Source organism: Kitasatospora sp. Xyl93 (assembly GCF_055383135.1).
The window spans coordinates 6,020,265-6,034,556 of record NZ_AP029185.1 but is presented as its reverse complement, the minus strand read 5'-3'; the positions used below and the strand labels follow the sequence as shown (position 1 = coordinate 6,034,556).

Genomic DNA, 14,292 nt, shown 5'->3' with positions numbered 1-14,292 from the left:
ACGGAGCAGACGCGCTGCGCGACGCCATTCCATACCCGCCCGTCGAGCTGCCAGCCCCGCTCCAGGTCACCGGTCCAGCCGGGAGCCTGGTCCTCGTCCACTACTTGCTCGCCCACAACATCGACGGGCACTTCGGCACCGCCGCCGACGAGCACCGCGAAACCGTGTACTTCCGACTCCGCGCCGCCGGTCACCGCGGGCGATGGCGCGAGGCCATCACCAACCCACTGCTGGAATTCACTACGCCAGCACCAGACCCCAGCCCCGGCGCCGCCAAGGACGGCGGGCGATGACGGCCTCCGTGCGCACGGCCTCCGCAAATATGTCTGACGGCTCGGCGGACAGCAGGGCCTCGCACACATCGATCGTGAACGCCTTGGCTTCCGCGCCGAATTGGCCCGGGCTGCTGAAGCCGAAGGACAGCTGCAAGCCCACCACGTCGCCTACCGTGCAGGTAACCACGCGACCCCAGCGCGCGGTCGCGATCCGGGCGAGCGGGGAACGGCCGGCACGTCCTGGTGCCGCTCTTGTGGTGAGGTTCCACGGTCGACCCGACGATCAGACGCCACGATCAGACGCCAACTGACCACCGCATTCATCCTGGCCGCCTCGCATGGGCGGCCAGGATGAGCCTTCTACGCACACAACTTGTGCGCCTCTCCCGCTCCGAAGGCTTCGCGGCCCTCGGCCGCCCCTCCGCAGCCCGTGACGCCGAGCAGCGCCAGCAGCTCCGAGGTCACAACGCGGTAGGCACTGCCGAGTCGCAGGACGCGGACGGGGTACTCGCCTGCCTTCGCGAGCGCATACCCGGTGGACCGGCCGATCCTCAGCGCCCGGTTGGCCGTGTCGAGGTCGATCGCCACCGGAAGAGCGAGCAGTTCGGGCGCGCTCATGCCGCCAGAGGCGGGTGCCGTCATGATGCTCTCCTGATCGCTAGACGTGCCGTGGTGACACCATCAGTTTGTATCACGGAGTTGCGGCAGCACTTTTTCTGATCGTAAAGTGCATCCATGACACCAGAGCATTGGTCGACGACCTTCACCACCCGGGTAGCACAGTCCATGCGCGAGGCCCGGAAGGCGGCCGGCCTCACGATGTCGGCGGTCGCAGACGGCTGCGCCGCTCGCGGTCTGCCGGAGATCACCGATCAGACGATCAAGAACCTGGAATCAGGACGCCGGAGCACCATCACGCTCACCGACTTCGCCGTCCTCGCAGACGTGCTCGGGGTGCCACCGATCACCCTGCTGTTCCCTCTAGGTTCCGCCGAGACCGTCGAGGTTCTGCCCGACCAGGAGGTCCCCACCTGGGATGCGCTTGCCTGGTTCACCGGGGAGACACCGGCCGCAGATCCGGCGCCACCGGGGAGCGCTCGCGACGTGCTGGACACCTTCCGGGCGCACGCCGACCTCGCCGCCGCAGCCAGAGCATCCGCAGCACTGGCAACAGAGCGGCGCCGGGCCGCGAGCACCACACCGGCCCCGGACCGCAAAGCCGCTCTTCTGGAGCTGGCCGCTGGTTATGAGGAGTACGCGGACGCTGACCGCAAGGAGCTGGCCTCCTTCCGGAAGCGGATGCGTGAGCGGGGTCTCGTCCCGCCCGCGCTCCCCGACGATCTCTCGGCCGTCGATCAGGCCGAGGACGCAGTACGCACAGAAGACAGAGAATGAAGGAAACTACGTGAAGGAACCCATACGCAAGATCGTCCACAAGGACGGCAGCGTCCGCTACCGCCTGGTCGTTGACATCGGCGTCACCGCCGAGGGCAAGCGCAAGCAGCTCACTCGGACCTTCAAGACCAAGAAGGAGGCGATGGCCGAGCTTTCCCGCATACGTCACGAGCTCGGCACCGGCGCGTTCGTGGCCCCGAGCAAGATAACGCTGAACGACCTGCTGGACATCTGGCTCAAGAGCGCGACGCGCGACGTCGAGGAAGGGACCGCATCCAACTACGAGAGCGCGATGGTCCCAGTGCGCGCACACAGCGGCCACAAGGAGCTCCAGAGCCTCACCGAGGACGACATCGAGGCCCTCGTGGACTGGATGCTGACGAGCGGTCGTCGTCGCGGCGGGCGGCCCGGCACCGGACTCGGGGTCAGGAGCGTGCGCCTGGCCCTGGGCCGCCTGCGCGCCGCCCTGAACCTCGCCGTACGCCGCGGCCTGGTGGTGCGCAACGTCGCCCAGCACGTCACGATCTCACGCGAAGCCAAGAAGAAGGCCGAGGCGAACAAGCCCAACAACATCCCGTGGCACGAGGCCGAGGTCAAGGCGTTCCTCGGCGCCATCAAGGGTCACCGCCTCTACGCCGCAATGATGCTGGCGCTCATCGCCGAACGCCCCGCCGAAGTCTGCGGCGCGCGCTGGGACGAGGACGTCGACCTCAACGCAGGCGGCACGATCGCCGTCCAGAACACCCGCACCATCGTCTACGACCGCACACTCGAGAAGGGATCGCGCAACAAGGTCGTCGAGAAGGACACCAAAACCGAAGCCGGAAAGCGCACTCTTCCCCTCCCGGCACCCGCCCTCAAGGCCCTGAAGAGTTTCAAGGCGATCCAGGCGGCGGAGAAACTGGCGGCCGGAACCGCTTACAACGACACGGGATATGTTCTCGTGGACGAGCTGGGAAACCCGCTCAAGACGGACAAGCTCCGGCGCGAGGCGTACAAACTCATGGAGCACGCCGGCATTCGAAAGGTTCGCCTCTACGACGCCCGCCACGCCACGCTCTCCTGGATGGCCAACAACGGCGTCCCGGACACCGTGGTCTCCGCCTGGGCCGGTCACTCGGACCTCAGCTTCACGAAGCGGGTCTACGTGCACCCCGACCCACAGAGCCTCAAGGCAGGCTCGGAGAAGCTCGGCGAGCTGCTCGGCTGACCATGATCATCACCGATGTGAGAAGTTGTGAGAGGCAGGCCCTGAAAACGATCAAGGGCCCCGCTCCACTCTCGTGAAACAAGGCCCTGACCTGCGACAATGGAGCGAACTCCAGTCGGGACGACAGGATTTGAACCTGCGACCCCTTGACCCCCAGTCAAGTGCGCTACCAAGCTGCGCCACGTCCCGTGGTCTCGGTGCCTGCAGCGGGGCCTGGGGGGGCTCTGCTGTGGGCTTCTCGACCTTGTCTCCGGTTGTCCCGGCGACGTGGAAAACAATACAGCACGTCGGGGGGTGCTCGCTGCCAGGTTCTGGGGTGGGTGGGGTCAGGGGGTGGGGTGGCGGGCGTCGTAGGTGAGGAAGGCGGGGCGGCGGGCGGCGAGGAGGAGGACGGCGGCGACGCAGGCGAGGCCGCCGGTGATCACGGAGGTGGCGGGGTTGGTGAGGGCGGCGACGGTGCCGGACTCGAAGTCGCCGAGGCGGGGGCCGCCGGCCACCACCACGATGAAGATGCCCTGGAGGCGGCCGCGCATCTCGTCCGGGGCCGCGACCTGCATCATCGTGTTGCGGAAGATCATGCTGACGGTGTCGGCGCAGCCCGCGACCGCGAGCAGCAGGAGGCCGAGCCAGAGGTTGTGGAGGGCGCCGAAGGCGGCGATGGCCAGGCCCCAGGCGGCGACGGCGGCGAGGACGGCGACGCCCTGGCGGTGCACGCGGCCGACCCAGCCGGAGAAGAGCGCGCCGACCAGGGCGCCGACCGCGGGGGCGGAGACCAGCAGGCCGACGGTGCCGGCGTCGCCGCCGTAGAAGGTGACCGCGATGGCCGGGAAGAGGGCGCGCGGCATGCCGAAGACCATGGCGGCCAGGTCGGCGAGGAAGCTGGTGCGCAGGTTGGGCTGCTCGCGCAGGAAGCGGAGGCCGTCGAGGACGGAGGCGCGGCCCTTGCGGTCGCCGAGCGGCCGCATGGCGGGCAGGCGCCACATCGCGTAGAGGGTGCCGGTGAAGGCGACGGTGTCGATCAGGTAGGCGGCCTGGGGGCCGTAGGCGCCGATGAGGACGCCGCCGAGCATCGGACCGACGGTGAGGCCGAGGTTCATGCTGACGGTGTTCAGCGCGTTCGCGGCCGGGAGCTGGTGGCTGGGGACCAGTCGGGGGATCATCGCCGAGCGGGCGGGCGAGCTGATCGCGAAGAAGCCGGCCTGGACGGCGACGGCGGCGTACAGGACGGCGACCAGGCCGAGGCCGGCCAGCGCCTGCGCGGCCAGGACGGCGGAGACGGCCGCCAGACCGGCCGAGCCGATCAGGCCCAGTCGGCGCCGGTCGACGGTGTCGGCGATCGCGCCGCCGTAGAGGCCGAAGACGACCAGCGGGACGAGCGAGAAGATGCCGACCAGGCCCGTCGCGAAGGCGGAGCCGGTCAGGTCGTAGACCTGGACGGAGACGGCGACGGCCGTCATCTGCTGGCCTATGGAGGAGACGGCCTGCCCGGCCCAGACCCGGCGGTAGTCGGCGTGGTCGCGCAGCGGGCTGAGGTCGGCGAAGGCCCGCCGGTACCAGGCTGAGTCGGCGGCCGCCTCCGGCTCCGGTCCGCCCCCTGACGAGGGACTGGAGAGTGGCGCAGAGGAGGCGGAGGGGGAAGACGGGGAGGCGGAGGAGGGAGACGGGGAGGCGGAGCCGAACGGGGCGGGTGAGGGGGACGGAGTGGAATGTTGATTGTTCGACATAGCCCCCCATGCTCCGCTCCACCCCGGGGCCGCCCCGCACCGGGGCCCGCCCCAGCGGACCCGCCGTCCCCACCACCCGCTACCGGTTCAGCACCTGCTTCTCCCCCGCCTCCACCGCGAAGTCCAGCCGGTTGCCCGGCGGGGGGAACGGGCAGATGAAGTGGTCCGAGAAGGCGCACGGCGGCAGGTAGGCCCGGTTGAGGTCGAGGACGGTGCGGCCGTCGGCGTCCGGCGCCGGCAGGGTGATGAAGCGGAAGCGGTAGGTGTCGATGCCGCTGGTCGCGTCGGCGATCACGCCGCTGAGCCGCCGGCCCGACCGGCTGACGGTCAGGGTCCGGTGCTCGCCCGCCACGGTGAAGGCGATCTGCCCGGAGACGGCCAGCGGACGCTCCCGGCCGTCGGCGTTCGGGACCACGACCGACCGCGCGTCGCCGTCCTCGAACGGGGTGAAGACGGCGGACACGGCCCACTCGGGCGCGTACGGGTAGGCGGAGATGCCCGCGAACGCGGCCCGGCGCGGGGAGGCCGGATCGAAGACCCGCAGGGCCAGCTCGCCCTCGCGCTCGATCGGGACGAGCAGCAGGGCGCCCAGGGTGGCGGTGTCGGCGGCCGGGTCGCTGTCCGGCCGGAGCAGCGCCTCGCCGTCCACCGGGGCGTCGGCGCCGTCGACCGTGATGCCGTCGGACGTCTCCGCCCGGACCCGGACGCCCTCGGCGTCGGCCCACCAGCGCCCGGGCAGGCCCGGGATCTCGGCGGGCTCGGGCTCCAGCCAGTGCGTGCCGGTGAGTGCGAGCTGGCCGTGCGGCGCGCTCACCGTCGCCGCCCGGCCGTCGCTCCAGTGCTTCCAGTCCTCCGCGGCAGTCGCCGTCATCGGTTCACCCTCCCGGTCGGTCCGCGGACGGCCCGCGGTTCGGGCCGCCCGTCTCGGTCATCCACAACACCGTCCACGCGGACGGATCATTCCCGTCGACCCGAAGCCGCCGAAACCGCAACACGGCTGCGGCGCGCCGACACGGGGCACAACACGAGGCAACGCCGGGCAACACCACCGGGCCCCACGACCACCTACCCGTCGCGGCGCTTCAGCGGCCGGAACAGCCCCTCCTGCACCACGGACACCACCAGCCGGCCGTGCCGGTCGAAGATCTGCCCGCGCGCCAGGCCGCGCGCGCCGTGCGCGATCGGGGACTCCTGCTGGTACAGCAGCCAGTCGTCCGTCCGGAACGGCTGGTGGAACCACATCGCGTGGTCGAGCGAGGCCATGTCGAAGTTCCGCTCGCCCCACAGCGGCTCGACCGGGGCGCGGACGGCGTCCAGCAGCGTCATGTCGCTGGCGTATGTGAGGGCGCAGACGTGGATCAGCGGGTCGTCCGGCAACGAGCCGTTGGTGCGCAGCCAGACGCCGCTGCGCGCCTCGACGCCCTCCAGCTCCTCCTCCGTCCAGCGCAGCCGGTCGACGTAGCGGATGTCGAAGGGCTGGCGGCGGCTGATGAAGGGGGGCAGCTCGCCGAGCCGGGAGCCGACCTCGTCCAGGGCGCTGGGCAGGTCCTCGGGGGCGGCGACGGGCGGCATCGGGTACTGGTGGTCGATGCCGCCCTCCTCGGGTCTGTGGAAGTCCGCGGTGAGGGCGAAGATCGACCGCCCGCCCTGGATGCCGAGCACCCGGCGGGTGGTGAAGGAGCGGCCGTCGCGGATCCGGTCGACCTGGTAGACGATCGGCACGCCGGGGACCCCGGGGCGCAGGAAGTAGGCGTGCAGCGAGTGGACCGGGCGCTCGTCGTCCACCGTGCGCCCCGCCGCGACCAGCGCCTGCCCGGCGACCTGGCCGCCGAACGTCCGTTGCAGCGCCTCCTCGGGGCTGCGCCCGCGGAAGATGTTGAGTTCGATCTGCTCAAGGTCGAGCAGATCGACAAGGTCGTCGACGGGGGTTCCCATGCGCACGCTTCCTCTCGGACTCCGAACGAATTCTCCAGCTCACTCGAATTCTCCGGCGACCCGGGTCATTCCCGCGCATCGGTCCGAAGCCTCCAGTTCACTCGAACGAGTAGACGAGTAGACGAGTAGACGCGTAACCGGGTGAACGAGGAGAGGAGTAGGCCAGCAGCCCCGACGAACCCCACCCTCCCCCTACTCCCCCAGCCCCGACTCCCGCACCGTGATGTTGAGCCGCCCGACCAGCCCCAGCGCCGGATCGGCCGTCCCCGGCAGCGTCCGCACCACCCCGTGGTACGCGAACCGGGCCGGGCCGCCGAACACCAGCAGGTCCCCGCTGCGCAGTTCCAGGTCGGTCCACGGCCGGGTCCTGGTCTCGGTGTTCCCCAGCCGGAACACGCAGCCGTCACCCAGCGAGAGCGAGACCACCGGCGCGTCCGCCCGCTCGTCGCGGTCCTGGTGGAGGCCCATCTTCGCACCGTGGGCGTAGTGGTTGACGATCGCGATGTCCGGCTCGTACGACGCCGCGCCCGCGACCTCCCCCAGCGCGGTCCCGTACGCCTCGGCGACGGCCCTGCGCGCCAGGTCGCCGAGCAGCGGCGGGAACGGTTTGACGGGCGCGCCGTCCTCGGCGACCCGCCGGTACCCGTACGGGTACCAGTGCAGGCCGAGGCTCACCATCCGGACGGACATCATCCCGCCGGTGGGCATCCGCACGGTGTGCAGACCGGCCGGCGGACGGGCCCACTCCCGGCAGGCCGCGACCAGGCGGCGCTGCGCGTCGAGGTCCAGCCAGCCGGGGAGCAGGACGGCACCGGGGGCCGGCTCGGAGCGCTCGCGCGCGCCCGCGGACCCGCCCGGATCGCTGAACAGCTCGTCCTGGATCACCCCACCATCCTCCCGCACCGCGGCTATCCGGGCCCAGCCCCGGGCCCAGCCCCGGCGCCGGCCGCGGGCGCGCCCCCGAGCAGCCCCAACTCCCGGGCGCAGGACGGCCAGGCCTCCCACCCCTGACGGCGGACGATATCCTCGCCGACGGTCGTCTGCTCGCGTCGGCTCGCGTGGTCCGGCCGGTCGGCGAAGCGCGGACCACCGGCCTCCGCCCAGGTGGACGGCCGGATCTGCAGGCCGCCGTAGAAGCCGTTGCCGGTGTCCGCCCGCCAGTCGCCGCCGCTCTCGCAGTCGGCGAGCTCGTCCCACACCAGGTCGGCGACCCGGACGGCCGCCCGGACCCGTACCCCGCCCGACGAGACGGCCAGCAGCACCGCCACGGCGGTGCCCGCGCCCACCACGAACCGGCCGAGACCTGAGCGCTCATCACATGAAGGTGGCATGGCAGCCGACCCTAGGGGCGCCGCCCGCCCCTCGCCCATGCACTCGGCCGAACGCCACAAACGCGTTAGACCTCGAAACCGCCGTAAGCGCTGTGAATGGCGTCAGCAATGCGAGACACCGCACAACACCCCACAACGCCGCGCACCCCGCGCACCCCACGCACCCCGCGCAACGCCGACGGCCGCTCCCCCGACCGGCGGGAGGAACCCGCGCGGCGGAGAAGCGGCCGTGGAAGCCGAGCACATCGCCACGTCAGCAGATCGCCGCCCGAGCGGGCGGCACCGCAGGGCGGCGCCGACGTACCGCCGGAGCCCGCGTAGCCGGTACCGGCTACGCACCGGGCCCCAGGCGCCCGAGCGGACCTCAGATGCTGAGGGTCTGGCCCGGGAGGATCAGGTCCGGGTTGCCACCGATGACCTTGGCGTTGTTCTGGTACAGGTCGTGCCAGTCCAGGCCCTGCGCGGCGGCGATGGAGCTCAGGGTGTCACCGGCCTTGACGGTGTAGCTGCCCTTGGCGGCCGGCTTGGCGTCGTTCGAGCGGTTCCAGGACTTGGCGCCCTGGTCGGCCTTCGGCGCGGACTTCTGGGCGTCGGCCTTGGCGGCGGCCTTCGGCGCGACGGCGTCGTTCTTCGGCGCGGCCTGGGCCTTGGGGGCGGCCTTCGGGGCCTCGGCCGGCTTGGCGGCGGCCTTCGGGGCCTGCGCCGGCTTGGCGGCGGTCGAGCCCGCCGAGGTGTCGACGGCGGCCGGGGCGCCGCCCTTGGTCAGGCCGGCCTTGACGGAGCAGACGGGCCAGGCGCCCGGGCCCTGCGAGGCGAGGACCTTCTCGGCGACGGCGATCTGCTGCGCCTTGGTGGCCAGGTTGGCCTGCGAGGCGTAGGCGGTGCCACCGAAGGCGGCCCAGGTGCTGGAGGTGAACTGCAGACCGCCGTAGAAACCGTTGCCGGTGTTGATGGCCCAGTTGCCGCCGCTCTCGCACTGGGCGACGGCGTCCCAGGTGGCGACGGAGGCGGCGGAGGCCGAGGTGGCCGTGACGAGGCCGGCCACCGGCAGGGCCGCGACAGCGGCGCCCGCCACGACGGCCATCCGAACGCGGTTGCGCTTGGTGGCGGTGGAGGTGGTGGCAGCGGCGGTCTCGTTACGGAAGGTCATGAGGTTCCTCTCGACAGCCCCGGGGCGGGCATGCGGAACCAGACCCCGTGAGGGGCCGCGTTCGCTTGCCGCGTCCGTCGGACGGCCGTGCACGTATCGGACGTGCCGCTGCCGCCCCGGTCACCCAGCCGCGCGCCGACGACCTGTTCGAGCGATCGTGTCGGCGGGCACCTGCCGCGCCCGGCGGACCGGGGGGCCGTGCGTCGGGGGTGAACCCGGGTGGCGCTCGTTGCGCCGACCAAGAAGCTACGAGGCGGTCGACGGGGAAGCCAAAACTTCAACGGTCCGCCCAGCTCAGCCAAGGGTTACCGGCGGTAATGACCAGGGAATCACGCCCGAAATGTCGGGTTTGGCCATTGTTTCCTAGATCAAACACCCGGATTCCGTGATTCACCTCACCGCTTGATTCCGGCAGTCCCGGCACCCACATCGACAGATTGCGACCACGACAACACGCCGCGCGGTCGGATCCGAGGCAATTCCCGTCAGCCTCGACGGGCACCCGTGACGCCCGACACAAGGGCCCGTTGGGCATGGCGACCTCCCCGTGTCCGCCCGCGAACCGCCATCCACACCCATCCGAGGAGACCCTGTGCCGCGCATGCTCGACGTCAGCGACGAGGTCCGGTCCGAGATCGGCGACGACGAGGCCGACCGCCTGCTAGGCGGCGACCGCGCTCCCGACAGCTACGAGTGCACCTCCTGCCGGACCCCCGGCGACACGCACATGGAGCCCACCAGCACCGTGCTGTTCGTCGGTGAGGAGACCGCCGTCCTCGCCTTCGCGCACGCCCGCTGCATCCCCTCCCAGGTCGTGCCGGTCGCCGAGGAGCAGCTGGTCGGCGCCGTCCGCAGCATCAGCCAGTCCCAGCCGGGCGGCGGCCCCGACCTCGCCGCCCCCGGCGTTCCCGGTGCCCCCGGCTTCCCCGGCACCCCCGCCGTCGCACCGAGCGCCCCCGCACCGGCCCCGGCCGCGCCCGTCGGCCCCGCCCCGACCCAGCCGACCGCCCCCGGTCAGGCCGCCATCCTCGGCATCACCTGCGGACTGGTGCTGCACGGCAAGGTCGGGCACGCCTCGCTGGTGGTCGAGCCGACCGGGCCCGTCGGCCGGCCCGGCAGCACCTCGGGCGAGGACGAGTTCCTGGATCTGCTCCAGGACGCCGGCTTCCAGCCCGTCACCGATCTGGACGAGACCCCGGACCAGCTGCCCGGCTGGTCGGTCCTGGTCGCGATGGGCAAGCTGCACGCGATCCTCCAGCCCGCCGCGGCCGGCGGCAGCACCGGCTGGTGGCAGGCGCACCAGCCGCTCCAGGTCACCGACGCCTGGCGGATGGCCGCGAGCCAGCTGTCCGAGGTGACGATGTACGCCGTCCCGGCCGGCATGGTCGGCCGCCAGCCCCGCGAGGACCTGCTGCGCCAGGCGCTGGAGCGGGCGGTGGCGCTGGGCCAGGTGGTCGCCGCCTCCCTCCCGCTCGCCGGCACCTGATCCGCCCCCGCGTCCCGCGTCCCCGCCTCCCCCGCCTCCGCGCCCCGACCCGCCGGAAGGCGGCCACCCACCCCCGTGGCCGCCTTCCGGCGAACGCCTGCCGCCCCGCGACCCGACCAGCCCCCGCGACCCGAGCCGAGCCGACCCGCGCCCCGCCCCGGCGCGCCCGCTCGCACCCCCGGCGTGCCCGCTCCCCACCCGGCGCGGCCGCCCGTCCCGCACTCCGGCGTGTGGAAGCGCCCCCGCTCCCGCCCCCGCATCCCCCGCCCCTCTCACTCGTTGGCCCCTACGTGTACAGCTACGACGTCTCCGCGTCCCCCGGCCGGTCCGCCACCGCCTCGCGCTCGATCCCGGGCATGCGCCCGTCGTACGACGCCGAGCACCCGCACTCCGCCACGCCGATCTACGACGAGCTGTACTCCGAGTACCGGCGCCTCTTCCGTGCCCTGCCCGGCGACCGCTCGGGCGAGGAGGACCTGAAGTTCACCGGCTTCGCGGTCCGCGACGGCTACCCGATGGTCGGCGAGCAACGCCCGTACCCGCCCCAGCAGCAGGCCTTCCACACCCTCGCCGGGCAGACGCCGGGACTCCCCCAGTTCATGCCGAGCCACCAGCACCAAGGCCCCGGCCCCACCGGCGGCCAACCGCACGGCCAGGCCACGGCCCAACCGCACGGCCACACCACCGCCCAACAACACGGCCACGGCGGCGGCCAGCCCGGTGCCCACGCCAACAGCCACTCCCACTCCCACACCGGCGGTCCCGCCACCGGCCACCACCACGGCCACGGGCACGGCCACTCCGTCGGCCACCCCGAGCCCGCCACCTCCACCGCCCCCACCGGCGACGCCCCCGGCCGCGCCGCAGCGATCCCCGCCCAGGACCAACCCGCCGTCCCCGCAGCCCAGTTCACCAACGGACAGGGCTGGGTCGCGGCCGGCTACCTGGGCGCGGCCCCGCACCCGGTGTCGGTCCCCGCGCCGGTGCCCCCGGCGCCGCCCGCGCCCGCCCCGGTGACGGGTACGGTCACCGGCCTCGTCCCCACCCGGCCCTCCGGCGGCCGCCACCGCCAGATGCTCTCCCTGCCCCCGGGCCCCGCCGTCGAGCTCCACTGACGCCCGGCCCACGCCCCGCGCACGTATCCCCGCACCGGCTCCACCTCGCCCCACCACGCCCCGCCGAACCCGGCCCGCACCACCCCCCAAAAACACCGGAGGGCCCCGCCACCACCGTGGCGAGGCCCTCCGGCCGTCGGTCGGTCAGCGGACCGACCGTTCCCTCTCCCGTACTACTTCTTCCTGCGCTTCTCCCGGACCCGCACCGAGATCGAGATCGGCGTCCCCACGAACCCGAACTCCTCCCGCAGCCGGCGCTCGATGAAGCGCCGGTAGCCGGCCTCCAGGAAGCCCGAGGCGAACAGCACGAAGCGCGGCGGACGGATGCCCGCCTGGGTGCCGAACAGGATGCGCGGCTGCTTGCCGCCGCGGATCGGGTGCGGGTGGGCGGCGACCAGCTCGCCGAGGAAGGCGTTCAGGCGCGCGGTCGGGATGCGGGTCTCCCAGCCCTCCAGCGCGGTCTCGATCGCCGGGACGAGCTTCTCCATGTGCCGGCCGGTCTTGGCCGACACGTTGACCCGCGGGGCCCACTGCACCTGGACGAGGTCGCGCTCGATCTCGCGCTCCAGGTAGTAGCGGCGCTCCTCGTCGAGCTGGTCCCACTTGTTGTAGGCGACGACGACGGCGCGCCCGGCCTCGACGGCCATCGAGATGATCCGGGTGTCCTGCTCGGCGAGGGTCTCGCTGGCGTCGATCAGGACGACCGCGACCTCGGCCTTCTCCAGCGCGGAGGCGGTGCGCAGCGAGGCGTAGAAGTCGGCGCCGGCGGTCAGGTGGACCCGGCGGCGGATGCCGGCGGTGTCCACGAACTTCCAGGTCTTGCCGCCGAGCTCGATCATCTCGTCGACCGGGTCGCGGGTGGTGCCGGCCAGCTCGTTGACGACGACGCGCTCCTCGCCGGCGACCTTGTTCAGCAGGCTGGACTTGCCGACGTTCGGGCGGCCGATCAGCGCGATGCGGCGCGGGCCGCCGGGGGCGGCGTCGCCGAAGGTCTGCGGCGGGGCCTCGGGCAGCGCGTCCATGACGGCGTCCAGCAGGTCACCCGAGCCGCGGCCGTGCAGGGCGGAGACCGGGAACGGCTCGCCGAGGCCGAGCGACCACAGGTAGGCGGCCTCGGCCTCGGTGGAGGGGCCGTCGACCTTGTTGGCGCACAGGACGGTCGGCTTGCCCGCCCGGCGGATGATCTTGATCAGGGCCTCGTCGGTGTCGGTGGCGCCGACGGTGGCGTCCACCACGAACAGCACCGCGTCGGCCTGCTCGATGCCCAGCTCGGCCTGGGCGGCCACCATGGCGTCGATGCCGAGGACGTCGATCTCCCAGCCGCCGGTGTCGACCACCTTGAAGCGGCGGCCGTTCCAGCTGGCCTCGTAGGTGACCCGGTCGCGGGTGACGCCCGGCTTGTCCTCGACGACGGCCTCGCGGCGGCCGATGATGCGGTTCACCAGGGTGGACTTGCCGACGTTGGGCCGGCCGACCACGGCCAGCACCGGCAGTCGGACATGCTCGGCGCCGTCCCCGGCGTCGAAGCCGTCGAGGTCGAAGCCCTCCTCGGCGGCGAGCGCCATGAACTCGGCGTAGTCGGCGGCGTCCAGCTCACCGTGGCCGGTGGCGGCGTGCTCTGCGGTCATGTTCGTCTGTTCCGTTTCCCGGCCCGGCCCTTCCCAGGGGCGTGCCGTGCGTACCTGCCCCGCTCGGGGCAGCGCGATGGTTGTCTCCGCGGCACCTCGACGGCCCGCGGTTCACTCGTCGGCCGGCCCGAAGGGGTTCGGGCCGGCCCTGGTCGGACCGACGGCGGCCGGTCAGACCGCGGACAGTCCGGCCCGCTCCTCCACCAATCCGGCGATCCGGTCGATCACCTGCTCCAGGGTGAGGTCGCTGGTGTCCACCAGGACCGCGTCCGCGGCCTGGGTCAGCGGGGCCGTCTTCCGGGAGGAGTCGGCGGCGTCCCGGCGGGCGAGGTCGGCGGCCATCGCGGTGATGGTCGCCTCGTCCACGCCCTTGGCGCGCAGCTCGGCGGCCCGGCGCGTGGCCCGGGCCTCCTCGGAGGCGGTCAGGAAGACCTTGACGGTGGCGTCCGGGAACACCACGCTGCCCATGTCCCGGCCCTCGGCGACGATGCCGCGCTCGGCGACCTCGGCGCAGCCGCGCTGGAGCTCCACCAGCCGGGACCGTACGGCCGGCACCGCGGACACGGCGCTGACCTTGGCGGTCACCTCGGGGCCGCGGATCGGGCCGGACACGTCCTGGCCGTCCACCGTGATGGTGGGGCCGTCGGCGTCGGTGCCCGAGACGATCACCGGCTTGCCGCACGCGACGGCCACCGCCTCCGCGTCCTCGACGTCGACCTCGTTGGCCAGCATCCACCAGGTCATCGCCCGGTACATGGCGCCGGTGTCCAGGAAGCTCAGGCCCAGCCGGGCCGCGACCGCCCGGGAGACGGTCGACTTGCCGGAGCCGGAGGGTCCGTCGATGGCGACGACGACCGGGGCGTGCGCTCGGTCGGCAGTGTCCACGGGGCGAACCTCTCTCTGAGCATGGGAGCCGGGGCCTGGGCAGGCGGGCGGCCGGGGATTGTCTCCCTCAAGGTTAATGGACCGCCGCCGGGACGGACTCCGCGGCCGTCCGGGCCGATCAACCGACCCAGACTAGTCGACCCTGAGCAACCGCCCCG

The 14,292-nt window shown here is 72.6% G+C and carries 14 protein-coding genes and 1 tRNA gene; 4 read left to right on the top strand and 11 right to left on the bottom strand.

The genetic code is table 11. The annotated features are described in order from the left end of the window. Positions 1 to 240: 240 nt before the first annotated feature. Both ACZ5GH_RS26695 and ACZ5GH_RS26690 read right to left on the bottom strand, forming a co-directional pair. Entirely contained in the window at positions 241 to 438 is a 198-nt protein-coding gene (locus ACZ5GH_RS26695; protein WP_464335419.1) for a hypothetical protein, read from the bottom strand. Between the two features lie 197 nt (positions 439 to 635). Further along, positions 636 to 917, bottom strand: coding sequence for a hypothetical protein (locus ACZ5GH_RS26690; RefSeq protein WP_464335418.1), 282 nt, complete (start codon positions 915 to 917; stop codon positions 636 to 638). Between the two features lie 93 nt (positions 918 to 1,010). Between ACZ5GH_RS26690 and ACZ5GH_RS26685 the strand changes: the two genes are divergently transcribed. Both ACZ5GH_RS26685 and ACZ5GH_RS26680 read left to right on the top strand, forming a co-directional pair. After that, positions 1,011 to 1,670 carry a helix-turn-helix domain-containing protein gene (locus ACZ5GH_RS26685; protein WP_464335417.1) on the top strand — a complete coding sequence of 220 codons (660 nt, stop codon included), beginning with the start codon at positions 1,011 to 1,013 and terminating at the stop codon, positions 1,668 to 1,670. A gap of 10 nt (positions 1,671 to 1,680) precedes the next feature. Continuing rightward, positions 1,681 to 2,880, top strand: a complete 1,200-nt coding sequence (locus ACZ5GH_RS26680) for a tyrosine-type recombinase/integrase (protein ID WP_464335416.1) — start codon at positions 1,681 to 1,683, stop codon at positions 2,878 to 2,880. Positions 2,881 to 2,995: 115 nt separating this feature from the next. Here ACZ5GH_RS26680 and ACZ5GH_RS26675 read toward each other — a convergent pair. The 7 genes from ACZ5GH_RS26675 to ACZ5GH_RS26645 all read right to left on the bottom strand — a co-directional run bounded on the left by ACZ5GH_RS26675 (position 2,996) and on the right by ACZ5GH_RS26645 (position 9,020). Then, positions 2,996 to 3,069 (bottom strand) — tRNA-Pro (locus ACZ5GH_RS26675). A gap of 137 nt (positions 3,070 to 3,206) precedes the next feature. Beyond that, positions 3,207 to 4,604, bottom strand: a complete 1,398-nt coding sequence (locus ACZ5GH_RS26670; protein ID WP_464335415.1) for an MFS transporter — start codon at positions 4,602 to 4,604, stop codon at positions 3,207 to 3,209. Positions 4,605 to 4,683: 79 nt separating this feature from the next. Continuing rightward, positions 4,684 to 5,475, bottom strand: coding sequence for a DUF1684 domain-containing protein (locus tag ACZ5GH_RS26665; RefSeq protein WP_387758877.1), 792 nt, complete (start codon positions 5,473 to 5,475; stop codon positions 4,684 to 4,686). A 194-nt stretch (positions 5,476 to 5,669) separates the two neighbouring features. Further along, positions 5,670 to 6,539, bottom strand: a complete 870-nt coding sequence (locus tag ACZ5GH_RS26660) for an acyl-CoA thioesterase (protein ID WP_387758876.1) — start codon at positions 6,537 to 6,539, stop codon at positions 5,670 to 5,672. A 192-nt stretch (positions 6,540 to 6,731) separates the two neighbouring features. Further along, complete coding sequence (locus ACZ5GH_RS26655) at positions 6,732 to 7,421, bottom strand: alpha-ketoglutarate-dependent dioxygenase AlkB family protein (RefSeq protein ID WP_387758951.1); 690 nt, start codon at positions 7,419 to 7,421, stop codon at positions 6,732 to 6,734. A 26-nt stretch (positions 7,422 to 7,447) separates the two neighbouring features. Next, positions 7,448 to 7,870 (bottom strand): transglycosylase family protein, encoded by a 423-nt coding sequence (locus ACZ5GH_RS26650; protein ID WP_464335414.1) that lies wholly within the window; start codon positions 7,868 to 7,870, stop codon positions 7,448 to 7,450. Between the two features lie 364 nt (positions 7,871 to 8,234). Beyond that, on the bottom strand, positions 8,235 to 9,020 hold the full coding sequence (locus ACZ5GH_RS26645) for a transglycosylase family protein (protein ID WP_387758872.1): 786 nt from the start codon (positions 9,018 to 9,020) through the stop codon (positions 8,235 to 8,237). A gap of 592 nt (positions 9,021 to 9,612) precedes the next feature. Here ACZ5GH_RS26645 and ACZ5GH_RS26640 point away from each other — a divergent pair. After that, positions 9,613 to 10,506: a hypothetical protein gene (locus tag ACZ5GH_RS26640; protein ID WP_464335413.1), complete on the top strand. Its 894-nt coding sequence runs from the start codon at positions 9,613 to 9,615 to the stop codon at positions 10,504 to 10,506. A 290-nt stretch (positions 10,507 to 10,796) separates the two neighbouring features. Beyond that, positions 10,797 to 11,621 (top strand): hypothetical protein, encoded by an 825-nt coding sequence (locus ACZ5GH_RS26635; RefSeq protein WP_464335412.1) that lies wholly within the window; start codon positions 10,797 to 10,799, stop codon positions 11,619 to 11,621. A gap of 173 nt (positions 11,622 to 11,794) precedes the next feature. Here the strand turns inward: ACZ5GH_RS26635 and der are convergent, their stop codons facing one another. Then, positions 11,795 to 13,249, bottom strand: a complete 1,455-nt coding sequence (der, locus tag ACZ5GH_RS26630) for a ribosome biogenesis GTPase Der (protein ID WP_387758868.1) — start codon at positions 13,247 to 13,249, stop codon at positions 11,795 to 11,797. Between the two features lie 171 nt (positions 13,250 to 13,420). Continuing rightward, on the bottom strand, positions 13,421 to 14,134 hold the full coding sequence (gene cmk, locus ACZ5GH_RS26625) for a (d)CMP kinase (RefSeq protein ID WP_401118832.1): 714 nt from the start codon (positions 14,132 to 14,134) through the stop codon (positions 13,421 to 13,423). Between the last annotated feature and the right edge of the window lie 158 nt (positions 14,135 to 14,292).